This window comes from Pseudomonas sp. NPDC089752 (assembly GCF_044748725.1).
GTDB lineage: Bacteria > Pseudomonadota > Gammaproteobacteria > Pseudomonadales > Pseudomonadaceae > Aquipseudomonas.
The window spans coordinates 239,668-260,521 of sequence record NZ_JBIVGP010000007.1; the positions used below are offsets into that span (position 1 = coordinate 239,668).

The window sequence follows — 20,854 nt, forward strand, 5'->3', positions numbered from 1 at the left end:
GATGGGTCCATTCGCTGCAGCGGGAAACGGCGGCGACTTTAGCATGTCATGCGAGATGTGCGAGGGTTGCGGTTCAGCCATCACAGGGTTCGTGGGATGAAAGAGGAATTCAGCGTGCGCAAAAGTCTGATCGGGATTCTCGCCTGGGCAGCCCTGGGGGCGGCGTCTTCGGCCTCGGCAACGGAGGGCAAAAGTATCGCTGCCGCCCAGAGCATTCCTTACCCCGCCGTGATCGCCCATCGCGGCGCCTCCTACGATGCTCCTGAGTCGACAGCTCCCGCGTACCTGCTGGCGCGTGAGTTGGGCGCCGACTATCTGGAGCTCGACCTGCAGCGCACCCGCGATGGCGTGTTGGTGGTGGTTCATGACGATGAGCTGTCCCGCACCAGTGATGTCGCCGAGCGTTTCCCCGAGCGCAAGACCAGCCCGGTCAGCGCCTTCACCCTCGCCGAACTGAAATCCCTGGACGCCGGCAGTTGGTTCAACGAGGCCTATCCGCAGCGTGCCCGAGCCTCGTTCAGCAAGCTGTCCATCCTCACGCTGGATGAAGTCATCGACATCGCCGAAGGCAATCCCGAGCGCCGGCCTGGCCTTTACATCGAAACCAAAGTACCCAACCAGTTTCCAGGCATTGAGCGGGAGCTCAAGGCGCGGCTTGAGGCACGTGGCTGGCTGGACAAGCCAGGGCGTGTGGTGCTGCAGACGTTCGATCGCAACAGCCTCGCCTTGCTGCACGAGGTCATGCCGCAGATTCCGAAGATTCTCCTGCTGTGGGTGGGCACCAAGGCCATCATGCCCGCCTCGGGTCAGGACTTCGCAGGCTCGGGTGAGCGCGACAAGGCCGCGTTCTATGCGCGTCAGCAACCGAAGGATCAAGCGGAATTCCTGCGATGGCTGGACATTGCCAAACAGGGCGGGGCAATCGGTACCGGCCCTTCGGCCAAGCGCAGCAAGCTGGGCGAACAGAGCTATGCCGACCTGATCCAGCCATGGATGAACCAGGCAAGCCATGAGCGTGGGTTGCTGGTGCATGTCTATACGCTCGATGAGCCTGAGGACTTCGATGTAGCAATGAAGGCTGGGGTTGATGGGATCTTTACCAATCGAGCGGGTGCACTGCTGCGCTTTTATCATCGCCCGGCTGAAAGTGAGTCGGGCTTACTGACAAAATTGGGGTATTGAGCAGTTGACGCAGTCGTTAATGGGCGAGCGCTTTGAGGACATGAGCGGGATCGTTGCGTATGGCCCGTAGCAAAGCTTTAGCCGGTCCAGTTGGCTCCCTGCGTCCCTGTTCCCAGTTTCTCAAGGTGGCGACCTGAACATCGATCATTTCGGCAAAACGTGATTGCGATAAACCCGTGGACTTGCGGATGGTCCTTACTTGGAGGGCGTCAATTTCGAATGCGCGCGAGGGCTCGAGCGTGCCTTGAACGATGTCATCCATCTGCTGGACACTCTGCATCAGCTCTTCGAAAAACTTGCTCATGTGTGCCTCCAGTGTTCGATGATGCTTTTCAGCGCTCTGCGTTGTTCGGCGGTCAAGTCGGGTTGTTCATTCTTGGGGTAGATGTAGAGCATCGCAATTTGCGAAGCGTGGTTGAAGTGGTAGTAGATTACCCGGGCTCCGCCACTCTTCCCGTGGCCTCCAGCGGCAACGCGAATTTTGCGTAAGCCTCCGGTTCCTTCGATGAGGTCGCCCGCATCGGGCGATGCCATCAACCGTATCTGCAAAAGCCGATAACTGCCGTCATCAAGGAGTGCTTTGACTCGTTTGGTGAAAATGGGTGTTTCGGTGAAAAGCATAGCAGGGTATACGCCATTGGCGTAGTCGCTGGCTATCCAGCACTACGGCGAAAGAAGAAGCCCCATCATCTGAATCAGGGCTTTTCAGGCTAGCGGACACCGCATTGACTAGCCGATCATCTCCTTCCTACTCCAATGTAGGCTGTTTCCCTATCCGGCCAATTGCTCCTTGCGACTCCTGTTCCGCCACACCCGATACGCCCGTATCCCCGCCCGCACCGAACCAAACAGCAGTTTGTCCTCCATCTCCCGAGCCATCCCCGAGCGCACCAGCATGCGCAGGAACGTGCCGCGGGCGCGGGCGATGCCGAAGAAGATGCCTTGTGCCGCGAGGGTGTCGCGCACTTCGCGCAGGGCGGAAATGCCACTGACATCGATGCTGCTCACCGCTTCCGCATCGAACAGCACGGCGCGGGGCTGGGCCTGGCTCTGCACGGCTTCGAGCAGGCGCATCTTGAAGTAGTCGGCGTTGAAGAACAGGATCGCATCGTCGAAGCGGTATACCACCAGGCCCGGCACGGTGCGGGCTTCCGGGTGCTTGCGGATGTCGACCTGGCCTTCGGTTCCCGGCAGCCAGCCCAGCACCGCGTCGGTGGGTTGGTAGATGCTGTAGAGCAAACGCAGGATCGCCAGGGTCACGGCAAACACGATCCCCGGCAGAACGCCCAAGCCCAGCACGCCGACCGTGGTCAGCAGGCACAGCCAGAATTCGAAACGGCTGAGGCGGCGGATTCGCCCCAGCGACTTGATGTCGATCAGCCCCCAACCGGCCATCAGCAGTACGGCACCCAGTGCGGCCTGGGGGATCCAGGCCATCGGCCCGGTGAAGAACAGCAGGATCAGGGCGATCACCAGTGCGGCGATGATGCCGACCAGCTGGCTCTTGCCGCCGACCATGTCGTTGACCGCAGTACGCGAATCGGCGCCGCTGATGGCAAAGCCCTGGGATATCCCGGCAGCCAGGTTACTGACCCCAAGGGCGACGAATTCATGGTTGGCATTGATCGCATAGCCGTGCCGCGCGGCAAAGCTGCGGGCAGTGAGCATGGCGCTGCAGAAGCTGACAGTGGCGATACCCAGGGCGTCGCGCAGCAGGCTCTTGGTTTCCGCCAGGTTGCTTTGTGGCCAGGCCAGTTGCGGGATGCCGGCCGGCACCGGGCCGAGGATGGCCACGCCCAAGCGGTCCAGGCCGAACAGGCCGACCAGCAGGGTGAACACGGCCACCGTCACCAGTGCCGCCGGCACGCGCGGATAGCGCCTTGGCAGCCAGATCAGCAGGGCCAGCCCGGCCAAGCCGATGGCAAGTGTCAGCCAGTGGATTTCGCCCAGGCGCTGCACGAAGTTGATCAGGCTGAGGATGAACCCGTCACCCTCGATCTTGAAGCCCACCACCTTGGACAACTGCCCGGCAATCAGGCTCAGGCCAATCCCATTGAGGTAACCGATCAGGATCGGCCGCGAGAAGAAGCTGGCGATGAACCCGGCCCGCGCCAACCCGGCGGCAATCAGCATTACTCCGACCAGCACGGTAACGATTACCGACAGCTCGGCGATACGCTGCGGATCGCCCATGGCCAGCGGCGCCACTGCACCGGCGATCATCGCGCAGGTGGCGGCGTCCGGGCCGACCATCAACTGGCGTGAACTGCCGATCAGGGCGTAGACCATCATCGGCAGCACGCAGGCATACAGGCCGTATTGGGGCGGCAAGCCGACGATCTGCGCGTAGGCGATGGCGATGGGGATCTGGATGGCGGCCACCGACAGGCCAGCCTGCAGGTCGGCGTGGAACCACTCGCGGCGGTAGTGCAGCAGGTTGGCAAGGCCCGGTAGCCAGCGGGAGAGAAACATGCGCAGTCCTTTCGAAATGTTTCGCGAATCCATAGAACATATGCGCCACAAGGCGTTTCGCTTGCAAGTGGATTCGAGGCATTTTCAGGAGAGGCAGAAACGAAAAAAGGAGCCAAAGCTCCTTTTGACAGCGATGACGTTGTTGGAACGCCATGCGGGAATGCGGTGTGGAGCGGGTAGAGGGAATCGAACCCTCGTCGGAAGCTTGGGAAGCTACTGTTCTACCATTAAACTATACCCGCGTCTGCGATCGACTTTTTACCAGAACCCTTTCTGAATTAGAAGCCCCAGTTATAAACAAGGCCTAAAAAAAACTGTCGGCGCCCATAGCCTGCGGGTCATGGCTACAGGACGCCGATGCGCTCAGATAGCCCATGCGTGCTGCACTTGCGAGTTGTTGAACGGGGTGCGTGCCCGAGGTTCACGCACGGTCGGCTTGAGGAAGCCGAGCAGGGCGCTGCGAGTATCCTCGCAAGCCGCTTTGTTCTCCATGTCGAGGAAGTGGCCGGCATCTCGGATCACGGTGAAGTGGCTCTTGCCGACATGGTTGCCGAACTGCCGGGCGTCCTCGGCGGTGGTGTACTCGTCGCGGTCGCCGTTGATGAACAGCACCGGGATGTCGATGTTGCGCGCGCCTTTCAATGCCCGGTCCAGGTCATACTGCAGCACCTGGTTGATGTGGAAGTGCATCTGCGCGTACTCGTGGGTGTCGAGACTGCTGACGTGCCGATAGTTGAAGCGCTTGAACAGCGACGGCAGGTGCTTGCCGATGGTGTCGTTGACCAGGTTGCCGACCTGGTAGCGATCGCAGGCGGCCAGGTACTGGCAGCCACGGTCGAGGTAGTCGCGCATCGGTTCGTTGATCACCGGCGAGAACGAGCTGACCACGGCCTTTTTCACCAACCGTGGCTGGTGCGCCAGCGCCAGCAGGGTGCAGGCACCGCCCCAGGAGAACGACATCACGTGGTCGGCCTGGAAGTGCTCGATCAGCTCAAGCAGGATGTGCGCCTCATCCTCCTTGCTGATCAGGCGTTCCTGGCGGTTGTGCGGCTTGGACTTGCCGGCGTACGGCTGGTCGTACAGCACGACGTTGAACTGCGGGTGCAGGTTACGCACCGTCTGGGCAAACGAGGCCGTGGTGGCCAGCGAGCCATTGATCAGGATGATCGTCTTCTCGGCCGCATCCGCGCGATGGAACTCCGTGTAAACCCGATACTGACCTTGGATATCAAGTACAGCGATTTCTGGCCTCATGTCATCGACTCCTGGCGCAAAAAGGGTAATCGCGTCACCTAGGGTGCACGTTGTTTATGACAGGTAGGCATTTGCCTGAAGGAATTACCGGGGGCCCTGTGTCGATCCTTGGCACACGTGTCGACGGTATTGTTTTTGGCGGGCAATTCGCCGTGCCCCAAGGCTTCTAGGCCTTGGGTAGCCGGCAAAAAGGTGTGTTGGTTTGCGTTTGTGACTCATGAGTCACGTGCAGACCGACAAGTTAGCAGTCAAGCAGGGTTTGGGGATCGCGCAAGTGCCGCTCGAGCAAAATTGTGACTTTTCTCGCCGAGCGGTCGTATGACCTCTGCGCAGGGGCCGAGGCGGTCTAGACCGCGGCTATTTCCTTAGCCGTCAACGCCCGGAACTCACCTGGCGCAAGGCCTGGGTCGAGGCTGATCGAACCCATGCTTTCCCGGTGCAAGGCCACTACTTTGTTGTCGAAGTGGCCGAACATGCGCTTGACCTGGTGGTAACGCCCTTCGACGATCGCCAGCCTGGCGCTGCGGGGGCCGAGAATGTCCAATTGCGCGGGGAGGGTGGTCAGGTCTTCGAAGGCGAAGTAGAAGCCTGCGCGAAACTGGTCGACGTAATGCGCGCCGATCTCGTCCTCGGTCTCTACCAAGTAATGCTTGGGCAGCTTGGTCGCGGGCTGGGTCAGGCGCCGAGACCATTGGCCATCGTTGGTCAGGACCATCAGCCCGGTGGTGTTGTAGTCGAGCCGCCCGGCGATATGCAGGTCGTCGCGCAGTTCCGCAGGCAGCAGATCGAGCACGGTGCGGTGCTGCGGGTCATGGGTGGCGCTGACGCAGCCTGTCGGCTTATGCAGCATCAGGTAGCGCGCCGGACGCCCGGCCTGCAGCAGTTGATCATCCACCTCGATACGGTTGAATTCACGCACCTCGGTGAGCGGATCGTTTACCGCTTGGCCATCCACGCGCACGCGGCGCTGCACCAGCAGCAGGCGCACTTGCTGGCGGTTGTAGCGGGGCAGGTTGGCGAGGAAGCGGTCGAGGCGCATGGCGGCAAAAAGGTGTAAATGAACAGGGCGCGCAGTCTAGCGCTTTTCACTGTCGATCGGGGCTGGCGTGTTCGCAGGCAAACCTGCTGCACAGCGCGGGCACAGGCAGGACTGGTCGCGCAGTTCCGATGGCAAGGCCTGAAGCACTGCTGGGTCGATGGCCACGGCAAAACACCAGCAGGCCTCGGTGGCGGTGCGTGGGTCGGCCAAGGTGCACTGGTTGAGGGCGCCGCAGGCGGGGCAGCGCTGGCTGTCATTCATACGCGAATCCGGGTGTTTCACTGCAGACGCGGTTGCGGCCGGCCTGCTTGGCACGATAGAGGGCGCGGTCGGCGCGGGTCAGCAGGGCGTGCAGGGTGTCATCGGGCTGCAAACCACTGAGGCCGATGCTGGTGGTCAGGCGCAGCGGCTGGTCGTCGTAGCTGAAGGTCAGGTGCTCGGTACGCCGACGGATCTTTTCCGCCACGTCGATGGCTTGCCGGCCTTCGGTTTCGCGCAGCAGCACGATGAACTCCTCACCGCCCCAGCGGCAGAGTATATCCGACTGGCGCAGGCTGCTCTGCAGCACGTTGGCGAACTGGCGCAGCACTTCGTCGCCGGCCAGGTGGCCGTGGGTATCGTTCAGCGCCTTGAAATGGTCCAGGTCGATCAACAAGGCCACCAACGGTGCGCAATCGCGCTGGGCTTCGTGCAGGGCCTGTACGGCCAGCAGGTCGAAGCTGCGCCGGTTGGGCAGCCCGGTGAGGGTGTCGAGCGTGGCCAGCGCTTCGATACTGGCTTGATGGCGCCTGAGCATGGCATGCAGCAGCGACAGGACCACCAAAGTGATCATCGCGCAGATCGCCAGGTTCAGGTACAGCGATTGGCGCACGCGGTCCAGAGCGCCATTCTCACGCTTGTCCACCAGCAGGTACCAGTCCAGCTCTGGCAAGTGCCGTACGTTGAGAAAATGGCTGTGGCCTTTGCTGTCCTTGTATTCGTGGCTACCCTCGCTGGGCACCGGTTGCTGCACCAGCAACGCGTCCAGTTCGGGATTGTCCTGCAGCGGTTTACCCACTCGTAAACCATGAGGGCCGCCATCGGAGCCAGTGAGCAGGACCTTGCCCGTGGCATCGGTGAAGAATACCGAGCGCTGGTAACGGCGCTGGTAGGTGTCGATCAGCTTGACCACCGCGTCCACGCTCAGGCCTACCCCGGTAGCGCCGATGAAACGCTGCTGGTAGTCCAGCACCTGATGGTTGATGAACACGGTGAGGCTGTCCTGGTTGGCCATATCCAGGTCGACGTTGATCTCGTAAGGCACCTTGCGTTCGCGCAGGCGGAAATACCAGGCATCACGCCAGGCCCCTGGCTCGACATGCTTGAGCACGCCCTTGGCCTGGTAATACGTGAGGCTGCGGTCGGAGACGAAAAAAGACGTGAAGGTATCCTGTTTGCCCATCACTTCACCGAGAAAGCGGGTGATGCGCTGGGTATCCTGTTCGCCGGCCAGCACCCAGTCGCGCAGGAAGGTGTCCTGGGCCATCATCGAGGCGATCAGCACGGGGCGGATGAGGTCTTTCTGAATTTCCGAATAGACCGTGTCGGACGTCAGCGGCAGCTCGGTATTGATGATGCCATCGCGGATTGCGCTGCGTGAGGCGAAGTAGCTGAGCAGCGAGGTGGCGAGGAAGCCGCAGGCCAGCAGCACCAGCAGGGCGAGGATCAACGAGCGCTGCGAAAACAATGCGGAGCGTGTAGGCATGATCGTCCCGTGATGTGTGCCGAGGCGCTCATTCTAGTGACATGACCGAAAAAAGACTGCAGGTTTTTTGCGGGTATCCGAGCTGTTTCAATTTGTTGCTGAAATGGCACTGCACATTGGCGGCAATGTCTTATTCAGTGTCGACCAACGCGTTGCCGTCGACGCCCGTCAGCGCCGCTGTTCGGGCACCCCAGCGGTCCAGGAGGCCGCCATGTCCTATCGAATCCTGTTGATCGCCCTGTTGGGTCTGATGACGACCGCCTGCGTTCCATATCACGGAGGTGGCAGTTACTACCGTTCGGATTACTACACCACCGATCGCTACGTCGCGCCCGGCTACTATCGCTATGACCGGTACTATGTGGCGCCGCAACCGCGCTATTACTACCAGCCTGCTCCACGTTACTACCGCCCTGCGCCGGTACCGCAATACCGGCCACATCCGCAACCGGGCATGAAGCAGTGGCATGGCAACCCGCGCTACGACTACGGCAATCGCCAGCGCTATGACTATGGGCGAGATCGCGATCGACATGATTACCGCAATGACAGCCGCCGGTATCAGAACGACCGCTGGCATTCCAATGGCCGTGGCGACCGTGACCGCCGACCGGATGGCGGCCGTGGCGGCGATCGCAACTGGCAACGGTGATGGGTGACAGGGCCGCTTTGCGGCCCTTTCGCGGGACAAGCCCGCTCCCACAGGTACTGCGCAGGTCTTGGACTTTGCGCAATTCCTGTGGGAGCGGGCTTGTCCCGCGAATGGGCTGCAGCGCAGCCCCATCAAGCCAGATCAGCCAAGGGGTGCCGCCCCTCCCACACCTTCACGAAATGCGCCTCGACCACCGCTGCCGGCACCTGCGCCACATCCGGCCAATGCCAGCGCGGCTGGTTGTCCTTGTCCAGCAAGCGCGCGCGCACGCCTTCGCTGAATTCCGGATGACGGCAGCAGTTGAGGCTCATGCTGTATTCCATCTGGAATACCTGGGCCAAGGACAAATGCCGCGCCCGGCGGATCTGCTCCCACACCAGGTGCGCCGTCAGCGGGCAGCCCTCGTGCAAGCGCTGGCCTGCTTCGGCCAATAGAGGATCGGCATGGTGTTTCAAGCCCTCAAGTGCCCGCCATGCAGCTGCGGGGTCGGCGACATCGAGCAGTGCGTCGATCGCCTGGCGCCGCGGTAGCCACTGAGCCTCGGGCAACTCGGCGAAGGCCCGATGCTGTTCTGCCTTGAGCAGGCTGTTGAGTTGCAGGTCGGTCTGTTCCTGCCAGTTCATCTGCAACAGCTCGTCCAGCAGGCCCTCTTGCTGGTGCTCGCCGAAAAATCGGTCAGCCAAGCCAAGATCGAGGGCGTCGCGGGCATTGATGGGGGCTCCGGTCAGTCCCAGGAACAACCCCAACTTTCCGGGAAGGCGGGCGAGGAACCAACTGGCGCCGACATCGGGGTAAAGGCCGATGCTGATTTCCGGCATCGCCAGCCGGCTGCTGGGCGTGACGATGCGCACCCCGGCGCCCTGCAGCAGCCCCATGCCGCCACCCAGCACATGGCCATGGCCCCAGCACAGCAGGGGCTTGGGGTAGGTATGAATGAGGTAGTCGAGGCGATACTCGGCGGCAAAGAACGTCGCCGCCAGTGGCGGTACGCTGCCGGGGTGGTCCCGGCAGGCTTGTGCCAGCGCCCTGACGTCGCCCCCGGCGCAGAATGCCTTGGCGCCGTTGCCGCGCAGTAGTACGCAGACCACGCCTGGATCCTGGGCCCATGCGTGCAGTTGTTCGCCGAGCACCTCGATCATCGGCAGGTTCAGGGCATTGAGCGCCTTGGGCGCATCCAGGGTGGCAATGCCGATGCGGGCGCCATCGGCGCCGGTGAGTACCTCGCAGTGAATGGCCATGGACTACCTCGCTCAAGTCATCATCCTAGTATGGCCTGCCTGGCCAAACACGCCGGTCGTCGGTCGGACCGATTGACAAGGGAGAGTGGCTTACCTAGTGTCGCGCCATTGTTTACGGATGGCCCCATGACTGACGACGATCGCATCAAACTCGAACCCAGCTGGAAAGACGCCCTGCGTGCCGAGTTCGACCAGCCCTACATGCACCAGCTGCGTGAGTTCCTGCGCCAGGAGCATGCCGCCGGCAAGGAGATCTACCCGCCGGGGCCGCTGATTTTCAATGCGCTCAACTCCACGCCACTGCCGCAGGTGAAAGTGGTGATTCTCGGCCAGGATCCGTACCACGGCCCGGGCCAGGCCCACGGTCTGTGCTTCTCTGTGCAGCCGGGTGTGCCGACGCCGCCGTCGCTGGTGAACATCTACAAGGAAATGCAGCGCGACCTGAACATCCCGATTGCCAGCCATGGTTACCTGCAGAGCTGGGCCGAGCAAGGCGTGCTGCTGCTCAACACGACCATGACCGTCGAACGCGCCAATGCCGCTTCGCATGCCAAGAAAGGCTGGGAGTTCTTCACTGATCGGATCATCCAGGTGGTCAGCGAGCAGTGCCCGAACGTGGTGTTCCTGCTGTGGGGCGCGCATGCCCAGAGCAAGCAGAAACTGATCGATGGCACCAAGCACCTGGTGCTGAAGTCGGTGCACCCGTCGCCGTTGTCGGCCTACCGTGGGTTCCTCGGCTGCGGGCATTTCAGCCGGGCCAATGGTTTCCTTGAGCAGCGTGGGCTGGCGCCGATCAACTGGGCATTGCCGCCTCTTTGAGATTTGCGTCGCTTTCTTCGCGGTTAAAACCGCTCCCACAGAGATCCCCCGGTCCCAGTGGGAGCGGCTTCAGCCGCGAAAAAGCCAGCACAATCACTGCGATTTCGCGTTCCATACCCTGAACAGCGGCTCCGCCAGAAACAGCACGAACAACAGCCTCATCACCTGCAGCGCCGTCACCAACGGCACTGACAGCTGCAAGGTCTCCGCCGTCAGGCTCATCTCGGCAATCCCCCCAGGCATCATCCCCAGCGTCAGCGAGCGCAGGTCCAGCGCAGTCATCACGCTCAACGCCCACGCCGCACTGCCGGCAATCAGCATGCACAGCGCCGTGGCCAGCAGCGTACGTCCCAAAAATGAGGGGGCGCGGCGGAAGAACGCACGATTGAAATGGCAAGCCAGGCCGCTGCCGATCAGCCACTGGCCAATCTGGCTGGCGCCGTTGGGCAAGGCGATCTGCAGATTGCCCGCCAGGCTCACCGCCGCCGCCACCAGCAAGGGCCCGAACAGCCAAGGGTTAGGCTGGCGCAACCGCTGCCAGATGAAGCCAACCGCCACCCCCAGCGGTGCGATCAGCGCCAGCCAGCCCCAACTCACACTGCCAGCATGGTTGAGCGGCACACCGTCACCGATCAGGAACTTGAACAGCGCGGGGACACACAGCACCACGGCTAGCACGCGCAGGCTCTGGGCCGCCGCCACCTGGCTGAGCACCGCGCCGTTGCGCGCGCCGAGGTTGACCATCTCCCCCGAGCCGCCAGGCATGCTGGCAAAAAATGCCGTGGCACGGTCCTCGCCAGTGCGACGCAACAGCCACACCCCGACCACGCTGGAAACAGTAGTGAACAGCGCGGCAAAGAAGATCAGCAGGAAATGGCTGGCCACCTGCTCGATCACCGCCGGGGTGAAGTGCAGGCCGATACCCAGGCCAATGATGCACTGGCCGCACTTGCGGCCGTTGGGGATTTCCGAAAGCTGCCAGGGCGTCAGGCAGCGCACCAGGATGATCGCCAGCAACGAGCCGACCATCCATGGCAAAGGCCAGCCGATCTGGCTGGCGAGATACCCGCCCGCCAGGCCGACCAGCCCGGTTGCCCAGAACAGCGGCAGTGACCGATCAGGCATCGGCCATGGCCCGGCGCTGCAGGTTGCGCTTGCGCCAGATCCGCAGCAGCGGCAGGCACAGCATGCACACCACCAGGGCCCACACGCCCATGCTGATCGGGCTGGACCAGAGAATGCCCAGCTCGCCGTTGGAGATCGACAGCGCACGGCGCAGGTTCTGTTCCATCAGGCCACCGAGGATGAAGCCGAGCAGAATCGGTGACAGCGGGAAGTCCAGCTTGCGCAGGATGTAGCCCATGATGCCGATGCCGACCATCAGGAACAGGTCGAAGGTGGTGGCATGCACGGCATACACGCCGATCGCGGTGATGATCGCGATCACCGGCACCAGCGCCCAGTTTGGCACGGCGAGGATGCGGGTGAAGATGCGGATCATCGGGATGTTGAGGATGACCAGCATGATGTTGGCGATGAACAGCGAGGCGATCAGGCCCCAGACGATGTCTGGTTGCTGTTCGAAGAGCAGCGGGCCCGGGGTGATGTTGTACAAGGTCAGTGCGCCGATCATCACCGCAGTGGTGCCGGAACCTGGAACACCCAGGGTCAGCATCGGTACCAGGGCGCCACAGCAGGACGCACCGATAGCGGTTTCCGGAGCAGCCAGGCCGCGGGCATCACCCTTGCCGAAGGTGCCGCTTTCGCCAGCGATGCGCTTCTCGGTCATGTAGGCCACTGCACTGGCCAGGGTCGCGCCGGCACCCGGCAGCACGCCCATGATGAAGCCGAGCAGGCCGCAACGGATGTTGACCACGAACACCGAGGCCGCTTCCTTGAAGTTGAACAGCATGCGCCCGGTGGCCTTGACCGCCTGGTGGCCGTGGTGGGTCTTTTCCAGCAGCAGGAGAATCTCGCTGATCGAGAACAGGCCCAGCACCAGCACCACGAACTGAATGCCGTCGGCCAGGTGCACGCTGTCACCGGTGAAGCGATAGACGCCACTGTTGGCGTCGATGCCGACTGCCGACAGGAACAAACCGATCAGTGCCGCGATAAAGGTTTTCAACGGTTTGTCGCCGGCCATGCCGCCCAGCGCGACGATGGCGAACACCATCAGTACGAAGTATTCCGCCGGGCCGAAGGCAATCGCCCATTTCGCCAGCAACGGCGCGAACAGCACCATGCCGCAGGTGGCGATCAAGGCGCCGATGAACGAGCTCCACGCCGACAGCGACAGGGCTACGCCAGCCAGGCCTTTGCGGGCCATCGGGTAGCCGTCGAGGGTGGTCATCACGGTCGAGGCTTCGCCAGGGATGTTCAGCAGGATCGAGCTGATCCGCCCGCCGTACTCACAGCCCAGGTATACCGCCGCCAGCAGGATCAGCGCCGACTCCGGTGGCAGGCCGAGGGCAAATGCAATCGGAATCAGCAGCGCCACGCCATTGATCGGGCCCAGGCCCGGCAGCAGGCCGACCACGGTGCCGATCAGCGTGCCGCAAAGGGCGGTGACCAGGTTGTACGGGCTCAGGGCGACGCCGAAGCCCTGGCCCAGGTAGCTCAAGGTATCCATGTGTCAGTTCTCCAGTACGCTCAGCAGGCCAAGGGGCAGGGGGACGTCCATCACGCGGTCGAACAGCCAGTAGAGGAACAGGCTCATGCCCACCACCACGATGGCGCTGTGCAGCCAGCGGCCGCCATACAGCCGGGCCATGGGCAGGCCGACCAGGCTGGCGCTGAGGATGAAGCCCAGGACTTCGAAGGTGCTGGCGAAGACGATGAGCAGGCCGACGCAGGCGGCGATCTTGGTCAGGGTTTCGCGGTCCAGCGCCGGCTCGTCGTCTTTGTGCACGATGGGCGTAGGGCGGATCGCAAGGTAGAGCAGGCCCAGGCCCATCAGGCCGAGCATCAGCAGCGGGAAGGCACGAGGCCCGACCGGTTCGTAGGAAAATGCAGCCTGGTAAGGCCAGGCCATCACGGCCAGGGCGGCGCATACCGCCAGCAGGACCAGGGCGAATAGGCGTTGCAGGATCATTAGGAAATCCTCTTAGGGTGCGGACCTATGGGAGCGGCGGTGCGGCGATCCGACTTGCCCCGCGAACACCGGCAACGCCGGTGCCATGCGGCGTGGTGCCTCATTCGCGGGACAAGCCCGCTCCCACATGGGGTGGCGAATGGCGGCTCGATTTACTGAATCAGCCCAAATTCCTTGGCCAACGCCTTGTAGTCCGCCACCTGTTTCTTCACGTAGCCATCCAGCTCGTCACCGGTCATGGCGAACGGGAACAGCTCGCGCTGGTCGCGTAGCTGTGCGAAATCTTCGGACGCGAGCATCTTGTCGAAGGACTCTTTCCACCACGCGTAGTCCTCATCGCTCACCTTCGGCCCAAGGTAGAAGCCGCGCACCACCGGCCAGACGATGTCGTAGCCCTGCTCCTTGGCGGTGGGGATGTTTTTCATCTCAGGCTCGTCCAGGCGATTTTCCGAGAACACCGCGAGGATGCGCATGTTGCCGCTCTGGATGTGCGGCATGGAGTCGGAAATGTCAGTGGAGCCGACCTGAATGTGGCCACCCAGCAACGCGGTGGCGATTTCGCCGCCGCCTTCCAGGGCCACGTAGCGCAAGTCGCGTGGGTTGATGCCGGCCGCCTTGGCGATCAGCGCGGTCTGCATCCAGTCCTGGCTGCCGACGGTGCCGCCGGAACCGATCACCACCTTGCTCGGGTCTTTTTTCAGCGCCGCGACCAGGTCATCGAGGGTCTTGTAGGGCGAGTCGCTTTTCACGGCGATGGCGCCGTAGCTGGTGCCAACCGCTGCCAGCCATTTCACGGCGTTTTCATCGAAGCGGCCGAACTTGCCCTGGGCCAGGTTCAGCAACGAGCCGCTGGACCACGCCACCAGCGTGCCGGCATCGCCCGGGCGCTGGGCGACCACGGCGTTGTAGGCCACCGCGCCGACACCGCCAGGCATATAGGTGACACGCATTGGTTTGCTGAGGATCTTCTCCTGCACCAGGGCGCTCTGCACCAGCTTGCAGGTCAAGTCGAAACCGCCGCCGGGCGAGGCCGGGGCGATGCATTCAGGGCGTTTGGGTTCAGCAGCGAGGGCATTGCCGGCCAGCAGCAGGCAACCGGTGGCCAGGGCGAGGCGGCGCAGTGAAAAGGTCATCGTCTATCTCCGTGAGCATTGTTGTTATGGGGTTACCACAGGGCGACGCTGTAACTCACCAGCAGCCGCACCTCGTCCGCATCGCGGGCGAAGTTGGAGCGGAAGGTGGCGTTGCGCAGGCGCACGGCGACGTTTTTCAACGGGCCGCTTTGTACCACGTACTTGAACTCGGTATCGCGTTCCCACTCCTTGCCCTCGCCACCGGCGGCGCGGCTGACGTTGTCGCCGTTGATGTAGCGGGTCATGAAGGTCAGGCCGGGAATCCCCAAGGCGGCGAAGTTGTAGTCGTAGCGCGCCTGCCAGGAGCGCTCGTCGGCACCGGCGAAGTCGTTGATCTGCACGAAGTTGACCAGGTAGGGGTCGGCGCCATCGATGTAGGGGAAGGCGCTGTCGCCGCTCAGTTGCTGCCAGGCACCACTGACCTTGTGCCCGCCGAGGGTGTAGCTGAGCATGCCGTTGAAGGTGGTGTTGTCGATGCGCCCGGCCTTGGCCGCGCCGGCATCGTCACTGATCGCCAGGCGCAGGTCGGCGCCGAAGGTGCCTGGGCCCCAGGGTTGGGTGGCGAGCAGGCCGATGAAGTGCTGGCGGTAGATGTCGTCGAGCTGGGCGAAGTGGTAGCTGCCGGTGATGCGGTCGGTGAACTTGTAGTCCAGGCCGGCGAGGTCGAGGTTGTCGGCGCTGAATGTGCCACCGAAGCGGCCATTCTTGTTGTTCAGGGCCAGGTCTTCCCAGTTGGTGTCGTTGCGGTCCTTGGCCTTGTCCAGGCGCCCGCCGGTGAAGGTCAGGCCTTTGATTTCCTGCGAGGTCAGCAGGCCGCCTTCGAAAGTTTGCGGCAGGATGCGGCCATCGTTGGGCTGCAGGGTCGGCAGTTCGGGGATCAGCGTGCCGACCTTCAGTTCGGTTTTCGACACTTTCACTTTGCCGGTCAGGCCGAGCTTGGAGTACTCGTCGGCCGCCTTGCCGTCATCGTGGGTCGGCAGCAGGCCGGTGTCGGTGCGGTCGGGGCTGGAGTCGAGCTTGATGCCGAGCATGCCCAGTGCGTCCAGGCCAAAGCCCACGGTGCCCTCGGTGTAACCGGACTCGAAGTTGAGCATGAAGCCCTGGGCCCATTCGTCGCGCTTGGATTGCTGCGCGCTGGTGCCGTCGCGGAAGTCGCGGTTGAAGTACATATTGCGGGTTTCGAAGGTCGCCGTGCTGTCTTCGAAGAAGGCGGCCTGGCTCATCGGGGCGACGCCGGCTAGTGCGAATGCGCTGGCAATGGCGGATGGGCGTGCGGACAGGGAAGGGGTAGGCGCGAACGCCTGCGGCTGCGATGACAGCATCAAGGATGGCTCCATTTATTGTTCTTATTCGTTGCACCTTGCTGGTGCTTTTTTCGGCGCACGGGGCGACCGTGGTGCGATGCTAGGAGACGAACCTTTCGCTAACCTTTCAGCTTGAAAGGTTTGTTACGAGGGCTTCACAGCACGGGCGACAGCGGTACACTCCGCGCCACCGCCCCACCCGAGCAGGGAGAATCCGATGCGTGTGCTGCTGGTCGAAGACCATCTGCAACTGGCCGAAAGCGTGGCCCAGGCCCTCAAGAGCCACGGCTTGACCGTGGATGTATTGCATGATGGCGTGGCTGCCGACCTGGCGCTGGCCAGCGAGGAGTACGCCGTTGCCGTGCTCGATGTCGGCCTGCCGCGCATGGATGGTTTTGAAGTGCTGGCGCGCCTGCGTGGGCGCGGCAAGACCTTGCCCGTGCTGATGCTGACCGCGCGCAGCGATGTGAAGGATCGGGTGCATGGCTTGAATCTGGGGGCCGACGATTACCTGGCCAAACCCTTTGAGCTCACCGAGCTGGAAGCCCGGGTCAAGGCCCTTCTGCGTCGCAGCGTGCTCGGTGGCGAACGCCAGCAGCGCTGCGGGCCGCTGGTGTACGACCTCGATACCCGGCGCTTCAGCCTTGGCGAGGACAATTTGATTCTGACCTCCCGCGAGCAGAGCGTGCTCGAAGCGTTGATCGCCCGCCCAGGGCGGGTGATGAGCAAAGAGCAGCTTGCTGCCCAAGTCTTCGGTCTGGATGAAGAAGCAAGCCCCGACGCCATCGAAATCTACATCCACCGCCTGCGCAAGAAGCTCGACGGCCAGCCGGTGGCCATCGTCACCTTCCGGGGCTTGGGCTACTTGCTGGAGCACCGCGATGCGTGACAACGGCAGCCTGCGCGGGCGGTTGCTAGGCAACCTGGCGCTGCTGCTGGTGGTGCTGATGCTGGCCAGCGGGCTGAGTGCTTACTGGAATGGCCGCGAAGCTGCCGACACCGCTTACGACCGCACGCTGCTTGCCTCGGCGCGGACTATCGCCGCCGGCTTGTCGCAGCGCGATGGCACGCTCAGCGCCGATGTCCCCTACGTGGCGCTGGACACCTTCGCCTACGACAGTGCCGGGCGCATCTACTACCAGGTGCTGGACATCAACCAGAAGCTGATATCGGGCTACGAAAACCTGCCGCCCCCGCCGCCTGGCACGCCGCGCACAGACGATTACCCGGCGCTGGCGCGCTTCTACAACGCTAGGTATCTGGGCCAGGACGTGCGCGTTGTCAGCCTGCTGAAGGCGGTCAGCGAGCCGAACATGAACGGGATGGCGGAAATCCGTGTAGCCGAGACCGAAGAGGCGCGGGTGAGCATGGCGCGCGGGCTGATGGCAGACACCTTGCTACGCTTGGGGATGTTGGCGCTGGGCGCATTGGTGATGGTCTGGTTCGCGGTGAGCGCTGCGCTGCGCCCGCTGGAGCGCCTGCGCACGGCGGTGGAGGAGCGCCAGCCGGACGACCTGCGCGCGCTGCCGCTGGTGCAAGTCCAGCGTGAGTTGAGCCCGCTGGTACGTGCCTTGAACCACTTCACCGAACGTTTGCGCGGGCAGTTCGAGCGCCAGGCGCAATTCATTGCCGAGGCCGCCCACGAGTTGCGGACGCCGCTGGCTGCGCTCAAGGCGCGGGTCGAGCTTGGCCTGCGCTCGCAGCAGCCCGAGGAATGGCGACAGACACTGGAGTCAGCCGCGCAGGGCACTGATCGCCTGACCCATTTGGCGAATCAATTGCTGTCGCTGGCGCGGGTGGAGAATGGCGCGCGGGCAATCGCCGAAGGTGGCGCGCAGCGCCTGGACCTGAGCCAGCTGGCCCGCGAACTGGGCATGGCCATGGCACCGCTGGCGCACAAGCGGGGTGTGGCTCTGGCGCTGGAGGCCGAGGCTCCGGTGTGGCTCAGGGGAGAGCCGACGTTGCTCAACGAGTTGCTCAGCAACCTTGTGGACAACGCGCTGGCCCATACCCCGGCGGACGGTAATGTGATCTTGCGCGTGCTGGCACCGGCGGTACTCGAGATCGAGGACGATGGGCCAGGAATCCCCGAAGATGAGCGGGAGCGGGTTTTCGAACGCTTCTATCGGCGCAGCGCGCAGGGGAGCGGGTTGGGCTTGGCGATCGTTGGCGAGATCTGCCGTGCGCATCTGGCCCAGATCAGCCTGCACGATGGCGAAAACGGCGGGCTGAAGGTGCGGGTAAGTTTTATTGCCGACTGATTGGGCGCGTGATCAACGCAACATGCTCCGTGCTTCCAGCAGCTCGCCTACCTCGAGCTCCGTGCCGTAGGGCAAGCCAAGATGGCGGTAGGCCGGCAGTGCCGCCAGTGGCCGGCTACGCCCGCGTTGGCTGATGCAGCGGGCAATCTGTACCACGTCGATATAATCGACCTTGTCGGTTTGACGGTCCAGGTCCTGCACCTGGCTCGGCAGGTTGACCAGCTGCTCGGGGAACTCCCACGAAGACAGAATCTTGTCCCCCAGCACCGGCTGGATCTGCTCGATGACATAGTGCAGGCAGACCGGGTCTGAGAGCAGTTCGTTGTGTTCTTCGGCGTAGATCAGCACCGGCAGCGCACCGATCTGATGAACCAGCCCGCCGAGGGTCGCCTGGTCAGGTTTCAGCTGTGTGTAGCGACGGCACAGTTCATAGCTGATGCCTGCTACTTCCAGGCTGTTTGCCCAGATATCCCTGAGTTTTTGCTCAACAGCCGAAGAACGGGCATGGAAAATCTGCTCGATCACCAGCCCGATCGCCAGGTTGCAGCTGTAGTTGATGCCCAGGCGGGTGATGGCCGTATGCAGGTCGGTCACCTCGACCGCCGCGCGCAGCAGCGGGCTGTTGACCACCTTGATCAGGCGTGCGGAGAGGGCGGCATCGCGGCCGATCACCTTGCTCAGGGCGGCAACGCTGATCTCGGTGTTCTCGGCGGCCTCGCGGATGCTCAGGGCGACTTCCGGGAGGGTCGGCAATACCAGGTCATCGTTGGCGATGGCAGCGAGCAACTGTGCTTGAACCATCTCGGCCAGCTTGTTCATGTACTTCTCTAGCGCAGGAGTGGCGGGCTGGTCAGCGCTGGATTTCCCGATCGCGGTCCAGTTCGTAAGGCAGGCTCGACACCTCGAGGCGCGGGCCCTGCGGGCTACCCAGGTGCAGGTTGTCGTCCTCCACCGCGTCGGCCGTCAGCACCGCGAGCAGTTCGCAACCATGGGCTGTACTGGCCGCGATAACCACTTCGCCGACCGACGATCCATGGGTGGGCGAGAAGATTTCGGTGCCGGGTGCCGGGATGTCCGACTGATCGAGCGACAGGCGGTATTGCCGGCGCTTGAGCTTGCCCAGGTACTGCATGCGGGCGACGATCTCCTGGCCGGTATAGCAGCCTTTCTTGAAGCTCACGCCATCGACCGCTTGCAGGTTGATCATCTGCGGGATGAACAATTCGCGAGTCGGGCCCATGACCTGGCCGATGCCGGCGCGGATCTGCCCCAGCAGCCAGTCGTTGAGACTGCCTTCGGGGAGCGCGGCGGCGAGCTTTTCGCGAACGCTCGCAGCAGCGTCTGCAGGCGCCCAGAGTTCGACGCGTCCTTCGGACACGGCGATGGCGATCAAACCTTCATGACGCGCGGTGGCGCCTGCGCTGGCCGGCACGCTCACGCCCAGCGCCTGCAGCGCTGCATCACCGTCCTGCAGGCCGAAACGCACCCAAGCGGCGCTTTCGTCGGTGAGCGTGGCCTTGGAGAACACCGCATATTTCTTCAAATCGGCCAACTGCGCGTCGAGCAGTTCGCTGGCCATCGCCAGCAGGTAACCATTGCCTTCTGGCACGATGCGAAAGCTCGATTGCATGCGCCCTTTGACCATGCAGCGGGCGCCAAGGCTCGCGTGCTCGAGGCTGAGGTAGTTGATGTTGCAGGTCAGCTGGCCCTGCAGAAACTTGCCGGCGTCGGAGCCGCGGACGGCAAGAATGCCCTCGTGGGACAGGGGGCTGAAGAAAGCGGAATCGGCCATGGGGGATCGCGGTGGCTAAAGACTGGCGGCCATCATAGAACGCCAGTAACAAAATAGGTAGGTGACTAGACCAACGCCTCGTGCCGCTTCTTGCGCCGGGCTGTATACTGGCGGCCCATTTGAGGAGGGCCCCATGGTCGAACAAACTGAACTCAACCGGCTTTTCTGGCACAGCCGCCGTGGCATGCTGGAGCTCGACGTGCTGCTGGTGCCTTTCACCCAGGAAGTCTACCCGACCCTGAGCGAAGCCGACCGCGAACTCTACGTGCGCCTGTTGAGCTGCGAGGATCAGGACATGTTCGGCTGGTTCATGGAGCGTACCGAGTCTGAAGACCCGGAGCTGCAGCGCATGGTCCGCATCATCCTGGATCGTGTCCAACCCAAGTGAGTGTTTCGAGTGCCGCTGGCAGGGTTCACGCCTGTTGCTGGCGTCCTATCTGGCTTGCCAGGGGGTGGCGCAGTTTGCCTTGTGGTTGAGTGCCTTGCCCTGGTGGCTTTGCCTTACTGTCGCAGGCGCTGGTCTGGCCCATGCCTGCTGGGTAATCCCCCGACGTATCCTGCTGACCCATGCCCATGCCGTCACCGGCCTGCGGCGCGATGCGCTTGGCTGGCGGCTGTTCAGCCGTGCCGAGGGCTGGCAGGCGGTGCGCCTGTGTCGGGACAGTGTGGCGCTTCCCGGATTTGTGGTGTTGCGGTTTGTTCGCCCAGGGCATTGGTTTAGCGAAAGCCAATGTATCGTCAAGGATGCTCTGGAGGCTGATCAGCATCGGCGTTTGCGGGTGAGGCTGAAGTTCAGCCGGCGCAGGTGGGCCGAGGTGGCGGGGCAATAGGCTGATACCGTGCCGCCTTCTTCGCGGGGCAAGCCCGCTC

The 20,854-nt window shown here is 63.0% G+C and carries 22 protein-coding genes and 1 tRNA gene; 7 read left to right on the forward strand and 16 right to left on the reverse strand.

The annotated features are described in order from the left end of the window. Nucleotides 1-96: 96 nt before the first annotated feature. Complete coding sequence (locus ACIPZF_RS14235) at nucleotides 97-1,182, forward strand: glycerophosphodiester phosphodiesterase (protein ID WP_400800266.1); 1,086 nt, start codon at nucleotides 97-99, stop codon at nucleotides 1,180-1,182. A 16-nt stretch (nucleotides 1,183-1,198) separates the two neighbouring features. Here ACIPZF_RS14235 and nadS read toward each other — a convergent pair whose 3' ends face one another. The 8 genes from nadS to ACIPZF_RS14275 form a co-directional block, all read right to left on the reverse strand. Further along, nucleotides 1,199-1,486, reverse strand: coding sequence for a NadS family protein (nadS, locus tag ACIPZF_RS14240; protein ID WP_400800268.1), 288 nt, complete (start codon nucleotides 1,484-1,486; stop codon nucleotides 1,199-1,201). After that, nucleotides 1,483-1,803 (reverse strand): type II toxin-antitoxin system RelE/ParE family toxin, encoded by a 321-nt coding sequence (locus tag ACIPZF_RS14245; protein ID WP_400800271.1) that lies wholly within the window; start codon nucleotides 1,801-1,803, stop codon nucleotides 1,483-1,485. Before ACIPZF_RS14245 ends, nadS begins: the two co-directional genes overlap by 4 nt. 150 nt (nucleotides 1,804-1,953) lie before the next feature. Further along, on the reverse strand, nucleotides 1,954-3,654 hold the full coding sequence (locus ACIPZF_RS14250; RefSeq protein WP_400800274.1) for a SulP family inorganic anion transporter: 1,701 nt from the start codon (nucleotides 3,652-3,654) through the stop codon (nucleotides 1,954-1,956). A gap of 168 nt (nucleotides 3,655-3,822) precedes the next feature. Continuing rightward, nucleotides 3,823-3,896: transfer RNA gene (locus ACIPZF_RS14255), tRNA-Gly, on the reverse strand. A 121-nt stretch (nucleotides 3,897-4,017) separates the two neighbouring features. Continuing rightward, a complete protein-coding gene (locus tag ACIPZF_RS14260) occupies nucleotides 4,018-4,908 on the reverse strand; it encodes an alpha/beta fold hydrolase (RefSeq protein ID WP_400800277.1) in 891 nt (296 codons plus the stop codon). Nucleotides 4,909-5,254: 346 nt separating this feature from the next. Then, nucleotides 5,255-5,947 carry a pseudouridine synthase gene (locus ACIPZF_RS14265; protein WP_400800280.1) on the reverse strand — a complete coding sequence of 231 codons (693 nt, stop codon included), beginning with the start codon at nucleotides 5,945-5,947 and terminating at the stop codon, nucleotides 5,255-5,257. Between the two features lie 36 nt (nucleotides 5,948-5,983). After that, the gene (locus tag ACIPZF_RS14270; RefSeq protein ID WP_400800282.1) at nucleotides 5,984-6,208 is read right to left on the reverse strand and encodes a cysteine-rich CWC family protein; all 225 of its coding nucleotides are present in this window, start codon (nucleotides 6,206-6,208) and stop codon (nucleotides 5,984-5,986) included. Beyond that, complete coding sequence (locus ACIPZF_RS14275) at nucleotides 6,201-7,691, reverse strand: diguanylate cyclase (RefSeq protein ID WP_400800285.1); 1,491 nt, start codon at nucleotides 7,689-7,691, stop codon at nucleotides 6,201-6,203. The genes ACIPZF_RS14270 and ACIPZF_RS14275 overlap by 8 nt, the downstream gene beginning before the upstream one ends. Before the next feature lie 211 nt (nucleotides 7,692-7,902). Here ACIPZF_RS14275 and ACIPZF_RS14280 point away from each other — a divergent pair, with 211 nt between their 5' ends. After that, nucleotides 7,903-8,343, forward strand: a complete 441-nt coding sequence (locus ACIPZF_RS14280) for a hypothetical protein (RefSeq protein ID WP_400800288.1) — start codon at nucleotides 7,903-7,905, stop codon at nucleotides 8,341-8,343. A gap of 131 nt (nucleotides 8,344-8,474) precedes the next feature. On the opposite strand, the gene ACIPZF_RS14285 is transcribed toward ACIPZF_RS14280, so the two are convergent. Further along, nucleotides 8,475-9,581 (reverse strand): enoyl-CoA hydratase/isomerase family protein, encoded by a 1,107-nt coding sequence (locus tag ACIPZF_RS14285; RefSeq protein ID WP_400800290.1) that lies wholly within the window; start codon nucleotides 9,579-9,581, stop codon nucleotides 8,475-8,477. Between the two features lie 126 nt (nucleotides 9,582-9,707). On the opposite strand from ACIPZF_RS14285, the gene ung reads away from it, so the two are divergent. Beyond that, nucleotides 9,708-10,400 (forward strand): uracil-DNA glycosylase, encoded by a 693-nt coding sequence (ung, locus tag ACIPZF_RS14290; protein ID WP_400800292.1) that lies wholly within the window; start codon nucleotides 9,708-9,710, stop codon nucleotides 10,398-10,400. Between the two features lie 93 nt (nucleotides 10,401-10,493). Here ung and ACIPZF_RS14295 read toward each other — a convergent pair whose 3' ends face one another. The 5 genes from ACIPZF_RS14295 to ACIPZF_RS14315 form a co-directional block, all read right to left on the reverse strand. Continuing rightward, nucleotides 10,494-11,525 carry an AbrB family transcriptional regulator gene (locus ACIPZF_RS14295; protein ID WP_400800295.1) on the reverse strand — a complete coding sequence of 344 codons (1,032 nt, stop codon included), beginning with the start codon at nucleotides 11,523-11,525 and terminating at the stop codon, nucleotides 10,494-10,496. After that, on the reverse strand, nucleotides 11,518-13,032 hold the full coding sequence (locus tag ACIPZF_RS14300) for a tripartite tricarboxylate transporter permease (RefSeq protein WP_400800297.1): 1,515 nt from the start codon (nucleotides 13,030-13,032) through the stop codon (nucleotides 11,518-11,520). The genes ACIPZF_RS14295 and ACIPZF_RS14300 overlap by 8 nt, the downstream gene beginning before the upstream one ends. A gap of 3 nt (nucleotides 13,033-13,035) precedes the next feature. Next, the gene (locus ACIPZF_RS14305; RefSeq protein ID WP_400800300.1) at nucleotides 13,036-13,494 is read right to left on the reverse strand and encodes a tripartite tricarboxylate transporter TctB family protein; all 459 of its coding nucleotides are present in this window, start codon (nucleotides 13,492-13,494) and stop codon (nucleotides 13,036-13,038) included. 152 nt (nucleotides 13,495-13,646) lie between these two features. Beyond that, nucleotides 13,647-14,627 (reverse strand): Bug family tripartite tricarboxylate transporter substrate binding protein, encoded by a 981-nt coding sequence (locus tag ACIPZF_RS14310; protein WP_400800302.1) that lies wholly within the window; start codon nucleotides 14,625-14,627, stop codon nucleotides 13,647-13,649. 32 nt (nucleotides 14,628-14,659) lie between these two features. Further along, nucleotides 14,660-15,949, reverse strand: coding sequence for an OprD family porin (locus ACIPZF_RS14315; protein WP_400800305.1), 1,290 nt, complete (start codon nucleotides 15,947-15,949; stop codon nucleotides 14,660-14,662). A 199-nt stretch (nucleotides 15,950-16,148) separates the two neighbouring features. Here ACIPZF_RS14315 and ACIPZF_RS14320 point away from each other — a divergent pair, with 199 nt between their 5' ends. Both ACIPZF_RS14320 and ACIPZF_RS14325 read left to right on the forward strand, forming a co-directional pair. Further along, nucleotides 16,149-16,820 carry a response regulator gene (locus ACIPZF_RS14320; protein ID WP_400800307.1) on the forward strand — a complete coding sequence of 224 codons (672 nt, stop codon included), beginning with the start codon at nucleotides 16,149-16,151 and terminating at the stop codon, nucleotides 16,818-16,820. Then, nucleotides 16,813-18,192, forward strand: coding sequence for a sensor histidine kinase (locus ACIPZF_RS14325; protein ID WP_400800310.1), 1,380 nt, complete (start codon nucleotides 16,813-16,815; stop codon nucleotides 18,190-18,192). The genes ACIPZF_RS14320 and ACIPZF_RS14325 overlap by 8 nt, the downstream gene beginning before the upstream one ends. A 12-nt stretch (nucleotides 18,193-18,204) precedes the next feature. Here ACIPZF_RS14325 and ACIPZF_RS14330 read toward each other — a convergent pair whose 3' ends face one another. Continuing rightward, nucleotides 18,205-19,011 carry an HDOD domain-containing protein gene (locus ACIPZF_RS14330; protein WP_400800312.1) on the reverse strand — a complete coding sequence of 269 codons (807 nt, stop codon included), beginning with the start codon at nucleotides 19,009-19,011 and terminating at the stop codon, nucleotides 18,205-18,207. Between the two features lie 31 nt (nucleotides 19,012-19,042). Next, the gene (locus ACIPZF_RS14335; RefSeq protein WP_400800315.1) at nucleotides 19,043-19,984 is read right to left on the reverse strand and encodes a YgfZ/GcvT domain-containing protein; all 942 of its coding nucleotides are present in this window, start codon (nucleotides 19,982-19,984) and stop codon (nucleotides 19,043-19,045) included. Between the two features lie 133 nt (nucleotides 19,985-20,117). Here ACIPZF_RS14335 and ACIPZF_RS14340 point away from each other — a divergent pair, with 133 nt between their 5' ends. Beyond that, nucleotides 20,118-20,372 carry a succinate dehydrogenase assembly factor 2 gene (locus ACIPZF_RS14340; protein WP_008094993.1) on the forward strand — a complete coding sequence of 85 codons (255 nt, stop codon included), beginning with the start codon at nucleotides 20,118-20,120 and terminating at the stop codon, nucleotides 20,370-20,372. After that, entirely contained in the window at nucleotides 20,356-20,814 is a 459-nt protein-coding gene (locus ACIPZF_RS14345; RefSeq protein ID WP_400800318.1) for a protein YgfX, read from the forward strand. Before ACIPZF_RS14340 ends, ACIPZF_RS14345 begins: the two co-directional genes overlap by 17 nt. Nucleotides 20,815-20,854: the final 40 nt, after the last annotated feature.

Bases quoted from the DNA above. Each gene is read 5' to 3' on its own strand.
- ACIPZF_RS14235 (WP_400800266.1), top strand. From the start codon at position 97: ATGAAAGAGGAATTCAGCGTGCGCAAAAGTCTGATCGGGATTCTCGCC.
- nadS (WP_400800268.1), bottom strand. From the start codon at position 1,486: ATGAGCAAGTTTTTCGAAGAGCTGATGCAGAGTGTCCAGCAGATGGAT.
- ACIPZF_RS14245 (WP_400800271.1), bottom strand. From the start codon at position 1,803: ATGCTTTTCACCGAAACACCCATTTTCACCAAACGAGTCAAAGCACTC.
- ACIPZF_RS14250 (WP_400800274.1), bottom strand. From the start codon at position 3,654: ATGTTTCTCTCCCGCTGGCTACCGGGCCTTGCCAACCTGCTGCACTAC.
- ACIPZF_RS14260 (WP_400800277.1), bottom strand. From the start codon at position 4,908: ATGAGGCCAGAAATCGCTGTACTTGATATCCAAGGTCAGTATCGGGTT.
- ACIPZF_RS14265 (WP_400800280.1), bottom strand. From the start codon at position 5,947: ATGCGCCTCGACCGCTTCCTCGCCAACCTGCCCCGCTACAACCGCCAG.
- ACIPZF_RS14270 (WP_400800282.1), bottom strand. From the start codon at position 6,208: ATGAATGACAGCCAGCGCTGCCCCGCCTGCGGCGCCCTCAACCAGTGC.
- ACIPZF_RS14275 (WP_400800285.1), bottom strand. From the start codon at position 7,691: ATGCCTACACGCTCCGCATTGTTTTCGCAGCGCTCGTTGATCCTCGCC.
- ACIPZF_RS14280 (WP_400800288.1), top strand. From the start codon at position 7,903: ATGTCCTATCGAATCCTGTTGATCGCCCTGTTGGGTCTGATGACGACC.
- ACIPZF_RS14285 (WP_400800290.1), bottom strand. From the start codon at position 9,581: ATGGCCATTCACTGCGAGGTACTCACCGGCGCCGATGGCGCCCGCATC.
- ung (WP_400800292.1), top strand. From the start codon at position 9,708: ATGACTGACGACGATCGCATCAAACTCGAACCCAGCTGGAAAGACGCC.
- ACIPZF_RS14295 (WP_400800295.1), bottom strand. From the start codon at position 11,525: ATGCCTGATCGGTCACTGCCGCTGTTCTGGGCAACCGGGCTGGTCGGC.
- ACIPZF_RS14300 (WP_400800297.1), bottom strand. From the start codon at position 13,032: ATGGATACCTTGAGCTACCTGGGCCAGGGCTTCGGCGTCGCCCTGAGC.
- ACIPZF_RS14305 (WP_400800300.1), bottom strand. From the start codon at position 13,494: ATGATCCTGCAACGCCTATTCGCCCTGGTCCTGCTGGCGGTATGCGCC.
- ACIPZF_RS14310 (WP_400800302.1), bottom strand. From the start codon at position 14,627: ATGACCTTTTCACTGCGCCGCCTCGCCCTGGCCACCGGTTGCCTGCTG.
- ACIPZF_RS14315 (WP_400800305.1), bottom strand. From the start codon at position 15,949: ATGCTGTCATCGCAGCCGCAGGCGTTCGCGCCTACCCCTTCCCTGTCC.
- ACIPZF_RS14320 (WP_400800307.1), top strand. From the start codon at position 16,149: ATGCGTGTGCTGCTGGTCGAAGACCATCTGCAACTGGCCGAAAGCGTG.
- ACIPZF_RS14325 (WP_400800310.1), top strand. From the start codon at position 16,813: ATGCGTGACAACGGCAGCCTGCGCGGGCGGTTGCTAGGCAACCTGGCG.
- ACIPZF_RS14330 (WP_400800312.1), bottom strand. From the start codon at position 19,011: ATGAACAAGCTGGCCGAGATGGTTCAAGCACAGTTGCTCGCTGCCATC.
- ACIPZF_RS14335 (WP_400800315.1), bottom strand. From the start codon at position 19,984: ATGGCCGATTCCGCTTTCTTCAGCCCCCTGTCCCACGAGGGCATTCTT.
- ACIPZF_RS14340 (WP_008094993.1), top strand. From the start codon at position 20,118: ATGGTCGAACAAACTGAACTCAACCGGCTTTTCTGGCACAGCCGCCGT.